Consider the following 16,398-nt stretch of genomic DNA (forward strand, 5'->3'; position numbering starts at 1 on the left):
AGTGCCGTTTTCGTGGTGCGGACGTTTATTTCGTGGGGATTCTGCTGCGCTGGCAGCTTGCTGTCGGTTTGATCTTCTCGGTGAGTGTCGCCGCGTGGTTTATATCGGCTAAGGCGCTACGGGGCGCACAGGCGGCCTATGAGGCAGATGTAAAAAAGCCCGCGCAAGGCGGGCGTACGGTAACGTGTTTCCTTAGCCTATGACGGGGGAATATTTCTTGCGCAAGGTGTCCGACCTGGTACCGGTAGCGTTTATCTCGCCGGCGTTTATCGGGGTGCCCGTGTTGTTGTGGGTATGGCTGGCGGTGCGTTGCGCCAGCTCTTTCACCACGTCCAGCGTTTCCAGCATGAGCGACATCACGTTAATCTGCTGACTGCCCACCCACACCACCGGGGCGATCACCTCCTGGCGAACGGCCGCGATGCTGCTGCGTATCTTCCCTATTTTCTCCACCAGGCTACCGCCAATTTCCGTACTGGCATCTTTTGCCACGCTGGCCACATAGCCGGATTGGGTGGCTATGCTGTAATCCCCTTCGGCAATTTGCACAATCGCGCCGGCCAGCAAGGTGGCCGTGCCCAATACGGTGGTGTGGTCATTGGCCTGCACCGTGGCCGTTCTGGCCACTGTGGTGCGGGTTTCTTCGTCCGCGTGGATCTCGCGGCGCATGGAATGTTCACGGATAGCCTGATCGGTTTTCCGCTCCCAATCGCCCGCCTGTGTAACACGTTGCGAAACCTCCGCACGCTGCTGTTGCAACTGCTCACCCGGCTTGATGTCTGGTAGCGCATGGCCTTCGGCAATGGTCTGGCGCACAAACGGTTTGTCTGGCCGCCCGCCGGTAAATCCAACCTCGACCAATGCCCCCACCGGCGGAAACTGGAACATGCCCGATTCGCTACCGGCCATAGGCACCGGCAAAGGCACCGCCGGATAAATCGGCGTGTCTTTTGCCGGGTTGCCGTCCGCATCCAGCAGTTGCACGTCCACGGCATAGCGTGGCCTGAATGGATCGGCCAGGTTACCGCTGCTCACCGCCTCCGTTGGCGCCACCACCCTGGCAAACTTCGGTAGATGCAGCCCGGCAGCCAGTTCGGGATATGCCGCTTCAATCTGGCGCTGCGCCGCCGGTTTGTCCTGCACCTTGCCGGTCAACGGATTCAGCGCCAGCCAGGTGAGCGCTGTGTTGTCGTTTTCCAGTCGTACCTTATTCAGGCGCTTGCCATTGACTATTGCCCCCGGCCGCAAGGCTTGCACCAGGGGGATCGTCATGCTGTTGCCATTGGCTTGGCTTTGGCTGAATTCTGCAGGAATATCGACCGGGGTACCGGCCAGCATCGAGTGCGCCCAGCTCCCCAGGAACAGCCCACCGTCCGGCAGTGGCTGCCACATGTAATCCGGCACGCCAAAAGCCGGCCCCAAATTGGCCAGCAACTGATAGCCGTTACCGCTGTGGGTAAAATGCGGGATCGGTTTATCGGTGTAGTCGGCGGTCGGCAATGTGAAGGCGATCCCGCTGTTTTCCTGCAACCAGTCGGCCACCTGGCGCAGCGTCGGATGCTGGAAGGCGCAGGGCCACAACTTATCGAATACGCCCGCCAGTTCGCGCACGAACAGCCGTTGAAAGCCGTTTTCTGCCGGTTGGGAGCGCTCAACGTAGCCAGTAAACCAGCGCAGAATGTTGTCGGTATAGCCGGCATCCAGCCGCACCAGCTTGCCGGTGTAGTCCTGCCCGGTTTGCGCGGTGATAAAGCCGCGCCCGCAGGCGTTCAGCTCCAGCACCAGATTAACCTCCACCAAAGGGACGGTATCGCCGGACAGCATCAGCCGTTTAACTGTTTTCATCGTTGCCTACCACCTTGGCGGCCAGCGCATCCGCCGGCTTCAATACCTTGCGTTCGAACCAGCTCAATTGTTGCTCGTCTTCGGCAGCCTTCGCACCTTTCACCACACCATTGCCGCCCGGCGTCTGTTTCCTGGCCGTGGTCTTGCTCCCCTCCCTGGCGTCTTTTTTCTCCGGCACGCTCAGGTGCTCGCGCAAGGTAAACGTTACCAACCACGCCTGCTTACCGTCCTGTTTGGGGGCGTCGATTGAACCGGTGAACGTGGCCAACCGGAAATTGATCGCCTGGGCGGTAAGATTGGCCACGCGGTAACGTTTCAACTTGCCGCCTTCCGTTGCCTCCGCCAGCGCAAACAGGCGAGTTAACACCTCGGCTTCACTAAAGGGGATCATGCCCGAAATGCGTAGCTCCTTGGGTTTAATCCCCTGTTCCGCATTGGCGGTGCTGGACGTTTGGCCAGATTGGTCTTTGTCCTGGAACTGCATCATCGGGGTAACCATCAAACCTTTCAGCGCAATGGCTTCACCGTTGAGCGCCAACGTGACTATCGTCATGGATCATCGCCTCCAGCGTAGACAGGTCTTTGCCCGCAAACAGCATCCCCAGCGTAAACACCGCGTCCTGCTGCGGTACGTTTTTTTGCATCTCGCCGGCCAGGCTTGCCGCGCTCCCCTGACCGGTAAACACCCATGCCGGTGCCGTTTTTCCCTGCAAGGCCATCATGGCTTGGCTGATCCCATCAAGCGCAGACTGCCGCACCTGCATAAACCCGGCCAGGGCAGATTGCAGCCCCGTTGCACTGGCACTAACGGCAGCACCGGCCCTGGCCTCGGCAATGCGTTGCGCGTTCAGCGCCAAACGCTGGGCAGGCGTCGACAACGGCACCGCCGCCGGCAGGCCACCGCCAAACTTGCCGGGGATCTGCATTTTTTCCACCGCTTGCGTGGCTACCGTCTGAGCCATCCGCTTGACCTGCCCCAGCACCGGCAGCGGCATCACCTCCGCTACGCTTGCCAGCAAGGGCATAAACTCTGCGTAGGACGTTGCACAGACCAACAGCACGGTAACGGTGATATCCTCACTGCCACTACCAAGCCGCTCGGCCAGGTAATTCACCGCGTTCTGCGGACTCAGATAATTGCCCGATACCTCCGCGCGCCCAACCCCATGCACCCAGGGGTGTGCCGGCACCATCGAACAGGTTAACGCCTGCATATCACCGGGCATCTGTAACGTTGCCTTACGCCACACCCGGCACCTCCGGCCATGTAATTACGGCGTTTTTCGCCGGCTCAATCCGATTTACCGCAATGCGGTATTTTTTCCATACCAATAATGCAGCGCGTTCTGCCTCGGTGGCCATCCCCAAATCACTGGCATCCTGCAATGGGGCTATCGCCTTGCTGGCTTTTTCTAACAGCAGCGTTTTTTGCCGTTCATCCGCTTTGATTTGTTGTTCTCTGGTTAGAGGCGCCGCCGGGGGAATATCCACCCACGCCGGATAGCCTGTACTGTCCGCGCCGCGTTGCTTGCCTATCGGGGGCTGGCCGGTAAACGTGTTGAAAATAGTCTCGTCGACCTCGATCCCCTCTTCTGGCCAGGCGCCGGATTTAACGTAGCTGTCCTTCAACACCAAAGGATAAAAGGAGACATTTTTTGCGCAAAAAAGATATTTCATGATTATTTCCCTATAGCAAACCAGGTCATGCCGCAATCCCAATCCCGGCGAATATCCTCGCTGTAAGCCTGCTTATTCCAGTTAAAACCGCTGTTATTGTTGGAACCCAATTGCACGCCATAATCGTAAGCGCGATCCCAGGCATCACGGCCAGGCCAATAAGGGGTTAACAGTATCGGGCCAACCCATTGCTGAAACGGAATATTAAAGCCCTGCCACAAATTGGCATTTTCATTAATGCCATACGTTACCGTGCGGCCATATTGCAGCAGAATGCCGGTGCACTCATCCTTCCACCACCCGTTGCCCTCATGCGTGCGGTTGTTAAAGGTGTTCCAATCTACCCGACCGTTAACCTGTTCAATAATGGCATCCCACAACCATTTATTACCCCAGCGGGAACCAAAGATATTACCGTCGCTCGCCATTTTGGCCGCACCGACGCCTAAACCCACTGCCGGGCCGTTTAATTGCAGCGAGCCATCAGGGCGAAAGTTAAACCAGCCGTCACCGCCGCCATTGGCAACGTGAATGATAAGTTCGTGGTATTTTCCCACCTGTTCGTGGTGGTACAGATCTGCATACAGATCCCCGGCCCCCTGAATGCGTAATCCATTGGTCTGCCGACTTTCGCCCCCACTGTCGCTATAACGGGTTGTGCCACTCTTCCTGATAAAGTCTTCGCCACTGATATTAATACTGCGACCGATCTTCACGTCCCCCGAAATGGCAGCATGATGGCCAAAGGTGACATCACCAGTTTTAAAATTGGCATAGAAGGGGCGCAGGTTATTCCAGTTGCCATATTGATCTTTGGCATTAGTGAACAGCAGATACATATTATTGCCGTCATTACGCCAGAATGCGCCATAATCACCGGTGATTAAGCGGTAGTTGTTCTGCGCGGTAGACTGAATTTCACCGCTAACCTTGCCGCCGGCTTTGGCCAGGAATTTATCATCCGCCTCACCTTGACTGTAGGCACCGACATCAGCCGCAGCGGGTTTATAGTCTGTGGTATACACCCTGGCCCATTGGGTTGACCCGGCGTTATCCTTTCTCATCGATCGCAGATAGAACGCCCGATCCCCTGAACCCACAGCGAATTGTACATTGCGGTATTCATTCAATTTACCCGTGAATACAACACCCAAGCCCGTAGGCAACGGATACCCCGCCTTGTTATCACCATTGATTGACTCAACCGTAAAACCATTGGCGCGATCCATATCTTTATCAGCATGCGCCGTCGGCGTATCAGGAAAGACTACGCGCGGTAATGCCAACGCTCCGCTCATGGTGTCACCTGCCCGCTTCACAAAGCGCGTATCGGCCTCTGTTTTATTCCAGGCATTGACATCACCGGCCAACAGGTTGACATCGCCGGTTAACGGTTTGCCATTGACCTTATAAGATCGCAGTGCATACTTTTGCGCGGCCTGAGTATCTGTCAACGCCCCCACATCCGCCGCTGTCGGCTTATTCTCTGTGCTGTAATAATACTGGAACGGCCCCCATTGCCCCCCAGGGGAAGTACGATAACGCACATAGGTACGCGTGGTTGCCGCGCCCGCCTGCCAAAACAGCTGTTTGGTCGATCCCGCATCATATTTGATGCACAACATTTCCCAGGATGCATTGACGTTTGGGCTATTCGTATGCGCCCCCGCACGCAGCGAATAGAAGCCGTTTTTGTCACTCGTATTAGCATCTGCGATCAGAATGCCCGTGCCCCCAAGGCCATATGCGCCAACAGCCATCAGGTTGCCGCTGCCCGTCCCGACATTACGCGTCGCTGCGGTTCCCAGGCCCAGGCTACCGCGTGCTTCCGCCGGATTGTTCAGGTCGGACAGATTTTTGTCTTTGCGCAAAAACGCCTCGTTGCCGGTCTGGTCTGACAATGACCCTTTTGGCCGCAAGTCGGTGATGTTGCCCGCAGTATCAATACTGGCCACCGCAAACACATAATGCCGGAACCCGGCCGCGTCGGTGTAATCGGCTGCCGTCGCGGCAACGGTCAGTTTCACCACGGCTGACCATTGGCTCACCACGTTGCCCTGGTAGCTCGCATCCACCCACACCTTGACCGGATTGGCGCCCACGGTGATGGTTTGATTTGTCGCCAGTACCGCACGCAGCCCGCCCACGTAACCGGTGCCGGCATTCACCACATACTGCGCCCCGTTCTTCACGACCAAAAAGCCGTTGCCGAAGAACGCGCCGGCGCCGTAGTGGTCACGATTGATAAGCCGCTGCATGTCATCAATACCGCCGAGCCGCGCGGTAAAATCAATCTGCCAGGTCTCGGCCGGCGTGGTGATGCCGGTTTCTTTGGCGGCGCCGTCATATTCCATCAGGAAAGAGCGCGTGATCGCGTTGCCCTGCTGACCGGCACGGTTCGCCACCTTGCGCTGCGTCGGGGCATGGATAACCATCGCCACTGTACCACTGGCCTTATTGACCAGGCCGATCCAGTTAAAATCAAAGTCGCCGATCTCGGTGCCGAGCGTCACCGAGTACACCACGGTGTTGCTGTTCACGACGCCGGTTTTGTTGACGGCCTGGCGATGCACGATATGCCCCGCCGCCGGCATCCCTTCCTTGCGGTCGATGGGCTTGTTCGGATCGAGACCGGGCACGTTGGCGAACACAAATTCATCCAGCACCACGCGCGTGCCGCCTATGGCCTCTTTGGCTTTCCATTGCTCGAAAGCAAAGGTGATCGCAGTTTGTGACATACTTCTTACCCCTTTAAAGACGCACGCGACACGCTGGCGCTGCTCGGTTGTTGGGTGCCGGCAAGCGTCGCGCTGTAGCACACGTATTCACCCCCGACCCAGCCGACGCGCAGCTGCAAGGAGGAATTGTTGATAACTTCAAATCGATAGCGGCGGCAGGTGCGCCCGTACTGCCGGATGATCTGCATCAGCAAATCGGGGTTGCCGGCCACCTGGCCATCGGTGACGCGCACGCTGATCACGTCCCAATCAATGCCCGGCTGGCGCTCCAGGATCTCCACATAGCCCACGCCCAGCCGTTCGAAAATGGCGACAAAGCCCGCCACGGAACCGGCATCGCGGGCGTTGATAAACGCATACATCACCCGCTTGCGAAACAGATCCAGCGGCTCGCCGTCGAAGCGGGCAATATCACGCTGATAGGCCAAAATGTGCAGCAGCGCCACGGTGCAGGTGGCGGCATCCAATTGACGCAGCGGCCACACCAGCCAGCCATGCACCCAGCGCCAGAACGCGCGGGCCGCCCGCAGCAACTTGGCCGGTTCGCCTCGGTTCATCCATGACGGCAGGCGCAGGCCGTCCAGTTGCTTATCGAATTCAGGCATTGCTTACCCCCACTTTCAGCGACGACAGGCGCGGCACGTTCAGCTCGCTCACAATGTCGCCCAGGGAAAAGGTGATCGACTCCAGCACCGGGAACGCGCGGTGCAGCTCCCGGCCCAGGTTGGAAAATGAAAATCGCGCATACGGCCAGGTCTTCTTAACGTCATACTCCGCATTTTGGCGAAAGGCGCAGCGGATCAGGGCTTCGCAATTGCGCACCAGCAGCAATAGCTCGTCGGCGGTAAAGTTGGCCTTATTCTCGACGAACAGCGTCACCACCAGTGCGTGCTGGGTTTCCGGCAGCGCAAAGCACTGCATATCATCGCCGTGGCCGTGGTGGCCCTGCCCGTTGATGTAGTCGTTAACCGCGCTGATAAAGGGCTGTGAAACCACGCCCGAATCCAGCAGCAAATAGGCATTGGCGGTGCCCGGCCCGCGCGGGGCGTCATGTTTGAAGAAAATGCGATCGATACTCAGGCCGGCGACGCTCGCAATCATGCTGCGATACACCGCATCCGTGTGATAGTTGCCGGCCAGGTTGTACTGGTTGCGGCAGCGGTCGCGCAAATCGTCGTCCGACTCCCGATCGGCGCCCGGCGTGGTTAACCAACCGTCCTCGTTTTCAACACGCACGATCCCCGGCACGGCCTGCGGCAGGATACGGAAATAGCCCGGCGCCAGATTGTGCGCCCCGCCCGGTTCGGTGGCGGTCACCGCGATAAGCCCGGAGGCGTTGCCGGCCGGCAGCGTGGTTTCCTGCGCCGCGGCCAGGCTGTAAACGTTACCGTTGATACGCTCGGTTTGTATGACGGTTCCCGCCGGCACGGTCACCGATGCCTGCGCGTTGTCCTTGAAAAAACGCACCATGCCCGCCGCCGCCGTTGCCGGCTTGCGCTTGACGTTCACGCCCCAGGCGAACACGTCCAGAAAGCTGCCGGCGGCGGTGGCCAGATACATGTTGCGCATCACCACCGTGACCAGCACCGCCTTGAGCCACATCACGGGTGTGGTCACAATGACCTGAATTAACCGCCAGAACGGCGACATTCTGGAGGTGTTGGTTATTAAGCCTTCATGGGTGACCAGGGCATTAAATTTCTGGTTTACGTCTTCTTCGGTCAGCGGCATACCGCTTTCGGTAAGCGCCTGCTCATAATCAATTTGCGGTTTCGTCGCCATAATTAACGCTGGCCTCCACTTTGCCGAAATCATAGGTTTCTGCGGTCACCCAAAGCCGGGATTTTGTTTCCTCATGCACCACAACGGTGCCGGGAATGATGCGTTCATCATCCTCGACCAATAAAATAATCTGCATCAGCACATCCGCGCGAAGTGTCGGACTTCTTTCGGCCACAAGCTGGGTAATTAACCCACTTTCAATAATGGCGTGTACGCAGTCTTGACCAATGCTCACCCGGTTATTGCATAACACCGGTTCATTACCGGGATTTAACGTAAAATTGCCGTTTTCAATCAGCAGGTCGATATATAAGGGATCGCGCATCAGTTTAATTCCTGCCATTCCATTAATTGCTCTGGCGTCATGCCTTGCTTGACGTTGATATTTTCAATGCGTATTTGCTTACTGTTATCGGTGACGGTGCGCGTGTTATTGGTGATGTCCTTGCTTAATCCGCCCGGCCCAATCCCTTTTAGCTTGCCGCCGGTGATAAGCGTATTACCGGTGAGCGCTGCCGGTTTGGTCTTGTCGGGCTGTACGGCCGCCATCGCTTTAACCTGCGGCGCCGGCGGCTGTGGAATGGCAAGTGCAACGGGCGCCGGCGTTCTCTGCACCGCCCCGGCAACTGACGCGGCCGCTGTCGGCAGCGACTGCCCCACCGGTAATGCGGAGGGCGCCGGCAGGACTTCACCCGACACCGCCGCCGCAGCCCCCGGCAAGGCCGGCACATCAGCCACGGCAGGCACCACATCTACCGTCATGGCATCAATATCGATGCCCGGCAGCATATTCAGCTTGTCCACGATCCAATTGTAGGTGTCGGCAAACGAGGCCTTGAGCACCTTCCACAGGTTGGAAAACACGTTGCTCACCACCTGGCCGATTTTCTTGAACGACTCGACAGGCCGCGCCGGATCAAAGGCGGCGATAACATCCAGCCAGCCCTGGTAAACAATGCCAATCGCATCGAACAGGTGACCGACCATGTTGATCACCAGCTCGAGCGGAGCCAACAGCAACCCGAGCGCACCCGCCACAATCTGCCCGCAGGCTTCGCCGGCACTGGTCACGCCCTGGAGTTCGCCGGCCGTCCACTGCACCGGGGCCAACAGATTCATGAACCACCCGAACAAGGTTTTGACCGCGCTCCACACGGCGCCAATCGCCCGCGAAATCGGACTGAACAGCCCGGCGAACGGCGCCAGCGTGCCGGCCGCCTGTTTAAACCCGCTGATAAACCCTTTCACAAACACCTTGATTGGCTGCCAGAAGATGTAAACCGCCGCCACTGCCGCGCCGATCGCTGCAACCACCAACGCTATCGGCCAGGCCATCAGCAGGAACGAGGCGGCCCCGGTACGCGCGGCAATACTGGTCGCCAACAGGGCGGCCCGCACGCCTTTCAGTCCCCGATTAAAAACGGTTGTCGCGGCGCCGCCGGCCAGCATGGCCAGGCGGTTTAGCCCCAGCAATTTGGCCACCGGCCCCAGCAGGTTCTTAAGACCCAACATCAGGAAGGCATGAACGCCGATCGCAATGTTGGCAATGGCGCCGGCAGCCGCCAGGCTCATAAAGGCGATCACGGCCAGGCCAATGGCGCGGGCCAGATTGGGGAACAGCTTCAACCAGCGAACCAGCGTTTGGCCGGCATCCGCCATCTTGTTAATCAGCGGGTACAGAACCGGCAGCAGGGTTAAACCCATCGCCGCGCGGATGGAATACCAGATCGCCGTCAGCCGTTCCCACGGATTGGCCATCTTGTGCGCCATTTCCGTGGCCCGCTTCATGCCGTCGCTGCTGCCGAGGGTGTTGATATGGCGATTCAAGATGTCAACGTTGCCGTACAGCTGTTTGATAACGTTCGCGCCATCGCCAAAGGCTTTATCCAGCTCGGCCTGCGCCTTGAGATTGCCCTCAATGCTGGCGCCATATTTGGCCTGTAGCTTCTCCAGCATTTGCGGCATGGTCAGCATTTGCCCGGACGCATTCACAAAGCTCAGGCCCAGCTGTTTGGCCCCCTGCTGCGCCACCTTGTAAAAGGATTCATAGCTGCCGCTGGCCTCGGTGCCCAACGTCTTCTCCAGCTGTCCCAGCACCGCAAACTGTTCATCCAGCCCCACGCCGTAGTTGGAGCCGACGCCCTTGGCACCTTCCATCAGATCGGAGATCGTCTGCATACTGGTGCCGAACGCCTGCGCCATGTAGGCCGTTTTGCCGGCCACCTGCTCGGCAAACTCCACCCGCCCGATTTTCTCGGCGTAGCTGTCGAATTTGTTGTACATGCTGCCCATGTACTCCGCCGCCTCGGCGGCACTGCCCTTGACGGCGGCGGCCAGGGTGTTGGTCGCCACCGCGAAGGCCGGCAGCTCGTCATTGCTCAGCCGCGCCACCTGGCTGCGAATAGCCTCAGTGGAGCCGATAAACTCGGTGGCGGATTTGCCGTACCGGGCACTGAACGCCAGCGCATCGCCGGCCACTTTTTGCAGGGTTTTATCGTCGATTCCCTTGGTGGCGGCCGAGTTGAGCGCGTCGGTCATTTCAATGGCCGGGCCGAGTGCCCCCTTGATTGACAAGCCGACGCCCACCAGGGCCGCACCGCCGACGGCAATCTTGCCAAAGGCCGCCTGTGATTTTTCCGCGAAGCCGGTCACCGACGCCTGCGCCTGTTTTAATGGCCGCGTCAGCTTGTCGATCAGGCTAAGGGTAAAATCTAGCTGTTTCATTATTCGCCTTTAAATGCCAAAGAAATGCCGTTTGCCACGGAAATGGCGTTATTTTCCCAATACCGGTTATCCAGCCAAATGGCGCGGGCCAGATTTTCGGTAGAATCATTCTCATTCGGCAAATAATGCCGACGCAGCGTTAACGCCTGTTCAATGAAATTACCGTCAATGGCCCGCAGCCGGTTGGTCAGTTTTTTACTTCAATTTCCAGCTTGGGCGCATATTTCGCATTGACCGCTTCGGCAATCTGGAGCGCGGCGCCCGGCAGCTTCAACAATTCATCCAGCACTGCTTTGCTGTCATTGGAAACAATGCGGCGCAAATAGGTATCGTGCGGCGCCACCTTATTGTCCATCGTCATGTCGTTAATCAGGCTGTTATACGCGGTGGTGTTTGGCTCAAAGGTCACATCCATGCGCTGAATGGTCAGGGTGATTTTATTTACGGCTGCGTCTTTACTCATGGTATTAATTCCTCTCGCTGGTTTATTTCGTCAACTAATTGATTATGTCTGGCGGCGCACGCCGGGTAATTATCGAAATACCACAGCAGCGCGTCGCTAATATCCTTGCCCGTCACGCCATTAAGGCGCGGTAGCGTTTCCGGGCACTTCACCCGCAGATTTTCCTGAAAGGGCACGTTCGGCACGGTCGGCGGCGTCGTTGTACATCCTGATAAAGTCATCAGACAGACACACGCGGGTAAAAACCGGCTTAACCACTTCGGTGCGGATCTCTTTGGGTGGCGCGTTTCGTATTGCATCCAACTTTTCCTCCAACTGGCGGGCCGAGGCGCTGGCCACCGCCTGCGCGGCCTGCCGGGACTGCTCACCGGCCTGCGACGCCGCCCGCTCAATGGCCAACTGCACACTGTCCCGGTGCCAACCGTTGGCCTGCCATCCCAGCGCAAACGCCGCCACTAACACCGCCAGCCCCCACCATGCCGCCCTGTTCATCAGCGCACCCCGTTGTGTTCCAGGCTAAAGTGGTTGCCATCAGGGCGACTCTTGAAGCGCCCGCCCCAACTGCCGCCGATGGACTCCCAAAACTCGCCGAGCGGTAAATAGGCCTCGGTCTGCGTCTGGTATTGGCCGTTGATGAACAGATTAAAATCCACCGCCAGCCGCTGGGTGTGCAGACTGTTGGCAATGCCCGCGCCGGTTTTGGCATTGCGGGCGGCCTGTTCCGGCGTGCGGTAGGCCTCGCCGAAGGTCAGCCGATAGCCCCGCTCGTCCGCCCAATAGATCAGCTGGGCGATCATCACGGTAAAAAGCTGCTGTTTTTCACTCAGTGTCATGTTTTCCCTTCCCTTTCAGCAGGCTGCTGCCTTTACGCCGCAACCACAGTTCCACCGCCTGGTGGCCGGCAATCCCCAGCGCCGCCCCCAGCCCGACGATCGCGAGCGGCGACAATCCCGGCACCCAGATAAGCGCGGCCCCCGCCGCCATCGAGGTGGCCGAACCCAGCACGATGCGGCCAATGAACAACCGCAGGGTGATCGGCTCCTGGCTGCTCAGCACCTGGCCCACGGCGATAATCGCCCCCAGCACCAACAGCCAGACAATATTTTTCTCATGCTCCTGCATTGCCTACCCTTACCCGATCAGGTTCTGCGTAACGTCCGACTCCAGGTAAGGAATGCCCCCCAGGCGCACAAAATCGGGATCGGTCACGACGAACTTGATTTTGTGGGTCATGATGCTGCCGCCCTTCGGATCAACGTCCAGAATGTCGCTCACAATCAGCTTGCAACCGAACGCCTCAACCTTCAGTTCTTCATTGCCGGCCTTGGCATACCACATCAGATCGATAGGCGGGATGCCGCGCCAGCTGCCGGCGGCCTGCGCCCTGGCTTTCACCTGGGCGAATGCCTTGGTGCTCAGTTCGATTTCGCCCTCGGCCGCCACGTCGCCGCTTACCCACCCGTCCGGCACGCCCTGGGTTTGGGCGGCGGCGGTGTTGTCGGTAATGCTCAAACTGACCTTTTCAGCGTGGATCAGTGCGCCGTCCATGTTGAAGTCGACCGACTGGCCCGAAATACGCTTTGTCATGCTGTTGCCTCCAGCGAGTTATCCAGCATCAGGCTCACCGTGATGCCTTTCGGGCATTCGTAGGTACGGATCACCAGATAAATTTCTACCTTGGTGGACGTGCGCCAGGTGATTTTGACGTCGCCATCCTGTGGGGACTTCACTTCACCGGGGAACGTCACCCCATTAATTTGGGTGCTGCGCGACATTTCACGCAGCACGCGGGCAAAGTACGCCTGGTGCGCGGCAATGCTCCCCGGCGTGCTGTTCAGCGACCGATCGGCAATCTTGGCAATCGCCTGGAGGCGCACGCGCCGCGCCACCTTGTCGACCACGCGCAGGCTCTCAACGGCCTGATAGTCGCCGCCCTCCACATCCAGCGTGCGGCCGTCCGACCAATACATGCCGTCATAGTCGGGATACCACATCGGCACGCTGAAACGCAGTGCCTCCAGCGCCTGGAGCGTGGCCAGCTCCAACTGCACCCCGGTGCCATCCACCGGCAGGGCCGTGCTGCCCATTTCGACCAGCGCCCCGGTGGCCACGCGGGCCGGACTGTCGGCGATGGTGACCTTGCGACTGCACAGACGCCCCGCCAGCACGCCCGGCTCGTTGCCCCACAGGCGCGGCGTCAGCTGAATGCCTGGCTCCGCCACCCCTTTTTGCAGGTCTTTCACCCGTCCCAGGTAGTCCGCCCAGGTTTCGCCCTTCTGTACGCCCTCGGCAGACAAAATAAACCACTGCCACCGGCCAAATTTGGCGATGAACTCCGCCCGCAGACTGGCGGCCGTCTTGATGATTTCCGCCGTTGCCGGCACCAGGCACACCACTCCTTCCACGCTCGCCACCTGCTGCGCACTGCGTACCGCCGCCGCCCAGGTTGCCGGCGCATCCGGTTCAGCCAGCACATGCACATAGCCGAACCAGTTTTGCCCGGCATTGAGCATCGCCGCCTTCACGTTGCTTTTCAGCACCGAATCGCCCATGCCAAGCAGCGCATCCAGATCGCTTTGCGTGTTGACCGCCAGCGTTTTGCCGACATTGGTCTTACCGCTGCCGACGAACAGCAACACCCGCTCAATGTCTTTGGTTTCACCTTGCAACCGGTTAACCTGGTTAACCTGAATCTCTGGCCAACTCATAATTTCCCCTTCATATCCTGCGCCTTGACATCCCAGCCGAACCCGATCGCCTGTAGTTGACGTGCCAACGCCTTGTTAAATTCTTCGTCGCTCATGCCCAGGAACGGACGGGCGGGAAGTTCTACCGTCCAAACGGATTTCGCCGCTTTCCCGCTCAGTTTTCTGATAAGCAACCCCGCCTGGGCGAACGACATCACCCCGGCAATTTCTTTCAACGGTGGCCGCCGCCACCGCGCCCCCCGCTTGATGCGGTAACCCAATTGCCGCAGCTTTTTGGCCTGGCGCAATGTCGCCTTGCGGTTGGGGTCGTTGTGCCGCTTGCCCGTCCGTTGGCGGCGGTTTTGCGTGCGCATCCCTTCCTGCTGGGCCGCGCCGACCACCCCGGCCGGCACCGGATTTTCACCGTTGCGATATCCGCCGCCCTGGAGGTAAACCCGCACCGCCTCGATGTCCGGCAGGTCGCGGATGTGCAGCAAATTGGGCAGGTTGCGCAGCATCTTGCCGCGCCGTCGCGTTTTCCTTGCCGCCCAGGCTTCCCCGTCCGGGGTCTGCTGCTTTTTGACGTGCTGCTTTGCCGTCTGGATCACGCCGTACTTGGCCATGCGCCACAAAAAGCGCTGTTTCTTCTTCTGGCCCAGCTCCAGCCTGGCCAGCTCGCCGCGCAACTCTCGCAGCTGTTTTTTACTCAGTTCGCCATTGATGATCATGACGTTTTACCGATCGGCGCCCCGGTCGCATCGGCGCCGTATACCGTCCCTTCAAGCGCCCACCAGATTTGCGGATCGGCCAGTCGCCAGCGCTCACCATCGAAGGGGATCATGCCTTCCGCATCCCTGACCACCGTCAGCGCTTCATACAGCGTCAGCGTCACCTCGACAACGGCCGTTTGCGTATCCGCCAGGATCACTATCTCTGGCATTTCCAGATCAAAGCCCTGCTCTGCCAGCCCCTCGTCGGTGTGCTCTATCAGCCAGGACATCAGCAGGGCGCACAGATTACGCGGATCAAACAGGCGGAAGGGGAAACGCCCCCAGGACAACACCACCTCGAACTGCATCACCGCCAGCTGATACTGGTCTAACCCCAGCTCGCGCTGCGCCGGAATAAACCGCAGCCCGTCCATGTCGCTGGTAAACTCCAGGTTGGCGATCCGCGCCGGCAAATTCGCCTTGATAAATTGCGTCAATGAGTCGAGTTTGCTCATACCAGCCGCGCCGACGATCGGCGCACCCCCTTCATGTTGCGCAGCACAAAAGCGGCCTCGGCCAGCAAGCGGCTGCGGGTTTCCGGGTTTTCCTGCCCGGCGTTGGGCGCCCGGCTAAACTGCGTCGAATACTCGCCCAGCAGATCGGCCTTGGCCCTGGCAAACACGGCTTTCTCGTATTGGGCGATCAGCGCGGTTTTACCGTCGATATTTGGCCCCGGCACCGCTGCGGCCACCTGATACCCCTGGCCTTTTAGCTGGGTGGCCAGCTTCGCCAGATCAAGATTGATTTCCGCCACCGTCGCCACCAGGGCCGCCGACAACGTGCCCGCGTCGATGTCGCTGGGAATGTTGCGCCGCTGCTGGAAGTCGGCCAGGTTCAGATCCGGCCAAAATCCGTCATTGGTCAGCACTTCATTCTGGTAATCAATGGGTTCACCGCTAAACATCGTTTCACTCCGAAAAAAAGCGGGCAGACCGGTTTCCATAGCACATCGCACCGAAGTGCCTTGCCTCCACCGCGCCCGCTTTGGCTTGCGGTAGTCGTTTTACTCTTTCGCCAGGGCACGCAACCGGGCGGCGATACGCTGCCGGTGCGTTTTGACCTTGGCCCCAACCGGATCGAACGCGTGCGCCTGCATCAGCAGATTGTCGGCCTGCTCCAGCGTGGCCACATCGTCCACCGCCGTGGCGCGGGGTTCGCCGTTGTCATCACGCAGCAGCATCAACCCGGCAAACTTGAACCACTTGGCGCTGATTTCCTCATGCAGCCGCCAGTTGTCCCGCACGTTCTCGAAGGTGCGGGAAAAGTACGGCTCCACGCTGTTGCCCTGGGCGGCTTCTTCTTCCGCCCAGGCCAGCACGGTGTCCGCCGCAAAGGCGGCAAAACTGCGCCGCATCCGGTCGGGCGTCTGTTGACGCTGGGCGATCGCGATGTCCACCCAATCCAGCCCCAAATCAAAATCGCCTACGTCGAACAACCAGATCACGCACCAGGCAAAAATCGGATTGGCGTGAACGTCACCCGCCGCAAGATAAGCCTCCACCGTGGGCTGCCAGCGCGGCAGCAACACGTCGCGTTTCATCAGGATGCGATCGGCAATGGTCGGCAGGTTGCGCAGCCGCGCAATGTCGCTTTCCATTGCCCGCACCTGAATGTGCAGGCTGTCCCAGCCGGCAATCGCCTGCTGGTTATCCAGTTTGCGCTGCGCCTGGATCATGGCGCTGTGGCGCTGGGCGGGTGACAGGGCCATGCCG

At 59.1% G+C, this 16,398-nt stretch carries 20 protein-coding genes; all 20 read right to left on the reverse strand.

The features are described from left to right. Positions 1-192: 192 nt before the first annotated feature. The 20 genes from AC559G_RS11360 to gpM all read right to left on the reverse strand — a co-directional run bounded on the left by AC559G_RS11360 (position 193) and on the right by gpM (position 16,394). Positions 193-1,845: a hypothetical protein gene (locus AC559G_RS11360; protein WP_498912617.1), complete on the reverse strand. Its 1,653-nt coding sequence runs from the start codon at positions 1,843-1,845 to the stop codon at positions 193-195. Next, a complete protein-coding gene (locus AC559G_RS11365) occupies positions 1,832-2,398 on the reverse strand; it encodes a baseplate complex protein (RefSeq protein WP_498912618.1) in 567 nt (188 codons plus the stop codon). The genes AC559G_RS11360 and AC559G_RS11365 overlap by 14 nt, the downstream gene beginning before the upstream one ends. After that, on the reverse strand, positions 2,367-3,095 hold the full coding sequence (locus tag AC559G_RS11370; RefSeq protein WP_498912619.1) for a hypothetical protein: 729 nt from the start codon (positions 3,093-3,095) through the stop codon (positions 2,367-2,369). The genes AC559G_RS11365 and AC559G_RS11370 overlap by 32 nt, the downstream gene beginning before the upstream one ends. Further along, entirely contained in the window at positions 3,085-3,558 is a 474-nt protein-coding gene (locus tag AC559G_RS11375) for a tail fiber assembly protein (protein WP_498912620.1), read from the reverse strand. Before AC559G_RS11375 ends, AC559G_RS11370 begins: the two co-directional genes overlap by 11 nt. Beyond that, entirely contained in the window at positions 3,525-6,260 is a 2,736-nt protein-coding gene (locus AC559G_RS11380) for a phage tail-collar fiber domain-containing protein (protein WP_498912621.1), read from the reverse strand. The genes AC559G_RS11375 and AC559G_RS11380 overlap by 34 nt, the downstream gene beginning before the upstream one ends. A gap of 5 nt (positions 6,261-6,265) precedes the next feature. Then, positions 6,266-6,865: a phage tail protein gene (locus tag AC559G_RS11385; protein ID WP_046897784.1), complete on the reverse strand. Its 600-nt coding sequence runs from the start codon at positions 6,863-6,865 to the stop codon at positions 6,266-6,268. Beyond that, positions 6,858-8,042, reverse strand: a complete 1,185-nt coding sequence (locus tag AC559G_RS11390) for a baseplate J/gp47 family protein (RefSeq protein WP_498912622.1) — start codon at positions 8,040-8,042, stop codon at positions 6,858-6,860. Before AC559G_RS11390 ends, AC559G_RS11385 begins: the two co-directional genes overlap by 8 nt. Next, complete coding sequence (locus AC559G_RS11395) at positions 8,020-8,367, reverse strand: DUF2590 family protein (RefSeq protein WP_060431894.1); 348 nt, start codon at positions 8,365-8,367, stop codon at positions 8,020-8,022. The genes AC559G_RS11390 and AC559G_RS11395 overlap by 23 nt, the downstream gene beginning before the upstream one ends. Further along, positions 8,367-10,766 (reverse strand): phage tail tape measure protein, encoded by a 2,400-nt coding sequence (locus AC559G_RS11400; RefSeq protein ID WP_498912623.1) that lies wholly within the window; start codon positions 10,764-10,766, stop codon positions 8,367-8,369. The genes AC559G_RS11395 and AC559G_RS11400 overlap by 1 nt, the downstream gene beginning before the upstream one ends. Then, positions 10,766-10,957: a DUF6890 family protein gene (locus AC559G_RS11405; protein ID WP_373465745.1), complete on the reverse strand. Its 192-nt coding sequence runs from the start codon at positions 10,955-10,957 to the stop codon at positions 10,766-10,768. Before AC559G_RS11405 ends, AC559G_RS11400 begins: the two co-directional genes overlap by 1 nt. Then, positions 10,954-11,229, reverse strand: a complete 276-nt coding sequence (locus tag AC559G_RS11410) for a putative phage tail assembly chaperone (RefSeq protein ID WP_046897788.1) — start codon at positions 11,227-11,229, stop codon at positions 10,954-10,956. The genes AC559G_RS11405 and AC559G_RS11410 overlap by 4 nt, the downstream gene beginning before the upstream one ends. A gap of 120 nt (positions 11,230-11,349) precedes the next feature. Beyond that, a complete protein-coding gene (locus AC559G_RS11415; RefSeq protein WP_498912624.1) occupies positions 11,350-11,721 on the reverse strand; it encodes a hypothetical protein in 372 nt (123 codons plus the stop codon). After that, positions 11,721-12,062 carry a M15 family metallopeptidase gene (locus AC559G_RS11420; protein WP_060431891.1) on the reverse strand — a complete coding sequence of 114 codons (342 nt, stop codon included), beginning with the start codon at positions 12,060-12,062 and terminating at the stop codon, positions 11,721-11,723. Before AC559G_RS11420 ends, AC559G_RS11415 begins: the two co-directional genes overlap by 1 nt. Beyond that, positions 12,049-12,351 (reverse strand): phage holin family protein, encoded by a 303-nt coding sequence (locus tag AC559G_RS11425; RefSeq protein ID WP_060431890.1) that lies wholly within the window; start codon positions 12,349-12,351, stop codon positions 12,049-12,051. The genes AC559G_RS11420 and AC559G_RS11425 overlap by 14 nt, the downstream gene beginning before the upstream one ends. Before the next feature lie 9 nt (positions 12,352-12,360). Beyond that, the gene (locus AC559G_RS11430; protein WP_046897793.1) at positions 12,361-12,816 is read right to left on the reverse strand and encodes a DUF2597 family protein; all 456 of its coding nucleotides are present in this window, start codon (positions 12,814-12,816) and stop codon (positions 12,361-12,363) included. After that, positions 12,813-13,937 (reverse strand): DUF2586 domain-containing protein, encoded by a 1,125-nt coding sequence (locus tag AC559G_RS11435; RefSeq protein ID WP_060435826.1) that lies wholly within the window; start codon positions 13,935-13,937, stop codon positions 12,813-12,815. The genes AC559G_RS11430 and AC559G_RS11435 overlap by 4 nt, the downstream gene beginning before the upstream one ends. Further along, positions 13,934-14,644 carry a hypothetical protein gene (locus AC559G_RS11440; RefSeq protein WP_392895209.1) on the reverse strand — a complete coding sequence of 237 codons (711 nt, stop codon included), beginning with the start codon at positions 14,642-14,644 and terminating at the stop codon, positions 13,934-13,936. The genes AC559G_RS11435 and AC559G_RS11440 overlap by 4 nt, the downstream gene beginning before the upstream one ends. After that, entirely contained in the window at positions 14,641-15,141 is a 501-nt protein-coding gene (locus tag AC559G_RS11445; protein WP_046897796.1) for a phage tail protein, read from the reverse strand. The genes AC559G_RS11440 and AC559G_RS11445 overlap by 4 nt, the downstream gene beginning before the upstream one ends. Then, positions 15,138-15,590, reverse strand: coding sequence for a head completion/stabilization protein (locus tag AC559G_RS11450; RefSeq protein ID WP_197848293.1), 453 nt, complete (start codon positions 15,588-15,590; stop codon positions 15,138-15,140). Before AC559G_RS11450 ends, AC559G_RS11445 begins: the two co-directional genes overlap by 4 nt. A 99-nt stretch (positions 15,591-15,689) precedes the next feature. Next, positions 15,690-16,394, reverse strand: coding sequence for a phage terminase small subunit (gpM, locus tag AC559G_RS11455; protein WP_072628525.1), 705 nt, complete (start codon positions 16,392-16,394; stop codon positions 15,690-15,692). Positions 16,395-16,398: the final 4 nt, after the last annotated feature.

The sequence above is a fragment of the Gibbsiella greigii genome (assembly GCF_039540155.1).
GTDB lineage: Bacteria > Pseudomonadota > Gammaproteobacteria > Enterobacterales > Enterobacteriaceae > Gibbsiella > Gibbsiella quercinecans.

What these genes read in the sequence shown, in the direction of transcription:
- AC559G_RS11415 (WP_498912624.1), bottom strand. Translation starts at nt 11,721, where the DNA reads ATGAACAGGGCGGCATGGTGGGGGCTGGCGGTGTTAGTGGCGGCGTTT.
- AC559G_RS11425 (WP_060431890.1), bottom strand. Translation starts at nt 12,351, where the DNA reads ATGCAGGAGCATGAGAAAAATATTGTCTGGCTGTTGGTGCTGGGGGCG.
- AC559G_RS11420 (WP_060431891.1), bottom strand. Translation starts at nt 12,062, where the DNA reads ATGACACTGAGTGAAAAACAGCAGCTTTTTACCGTGATGATCGCCCAG.
- AC559G_RS11395 (WP_060431894.1), bottom strand. Translation starts at nt 8,367, where the DNA reads ATGCGCGATCCCTTATATATCGACCTGCTGATTGAAAACGGCAATTTT.
- AC559G_RS11450 (WP_197848293.1), bottom strand. Translation starts at nt 15,590, where the DNA reads ATGTTTAGCGGTGAACCCATTGATTACCAGAATGAAGTGCTGACCAAT.
- gpM (WP_072628525.1), bottom strand. Translation starts at nt 16,394, where the DNA reads ATGGCCCTGTCACCCGCCCAGCGCCACAGCGCCATGATCCAGGCGCAG.
- AC559G_RS11445 (WP_046897796.1), bottom strand. Translation starts at nt 15,141, where the DNA reads ATGAGCAAACTCGACTCATTGACGCAATTTATCAAGGCGAATTTGCCG.
- AC559G_RS11380 (WP_498912621.1), bottom strand. Translation starts at nt 6,260, where the DNA reads ATGTCACAAACTGCGATCACCTTTGCTTTCGAGCAATGGAAAGCCAAA.
- AC559G_RS11430 (WP_046897793.1), bottom strand. Translation starts at nt 12,816, where the DNA reads ATGACAAAGCGTATTTCGGGCCAGTCGGTCGACTTCAACATGGACGGC.
- AC559G_RS11435 (WP_060435826.1), bottom strand. Translation starts at nt 13,937, where the DNA reads ATGAGTTGGCCAGAGATTCAGGTTAACCAGGTTAACCGGTTGCAAGGT.
- AC559G_RS11365 (WP_498912618.1), bottom strand. Translation starts at nt 2,398, where the DNA reads ATGACGATAGTCACGTTGGCGCTCAACGGTGAAGCCATTGCGCTGAAA.
- AC559G_RS11440 (WP_392895209.1), bottom strand. Translation starts at nt 14,644, where the DNA reads ATGATCATCAATGGCGAACTGAGTAAAAAACAGCTGCGAGAGTTGCGC.
- AC559G_RS11360 (WP_498912617.1), bottom strand. Translation starts at nt 1,845, where the DNA reads ATGAAAACAGTTAAACGGCTGATGCTGTCCGGCGATACCGTCCCTTTG.
- AC559G_RS11385 (WP_046897784.1), bottom strand. Translation starts at nt 6,865, where the DNA reads ATGCCTGAATTCGATAAGCAACTGGACGGCCTGCGCCTGCCGTCATGG.
- AC559G_RS11400 (WP_498912623.1), bottom strand. Translation starts at nt 10,766, where the DNA reads ATGAAACAGCTAGATTTTACCCTTAGCCTGATCGACAAGCTGACGCGG.
- AC559G_RS11390 (WP_498912622.1), bottom strand. Translation starts at nt 8,042, where the DNA reads ATGGCGACGAAACCGCAAATTGATTATGAGCAGGCGCTTACCGAAAGC.
- AC559G_RS11410 (WP_046897788.1), bottom strand. Translation starts at nt 11,229, where the DNA reads ATGAGTAAAGACGCAGCCGTAAATAAAATCACCCTGACCATTCAGCGC.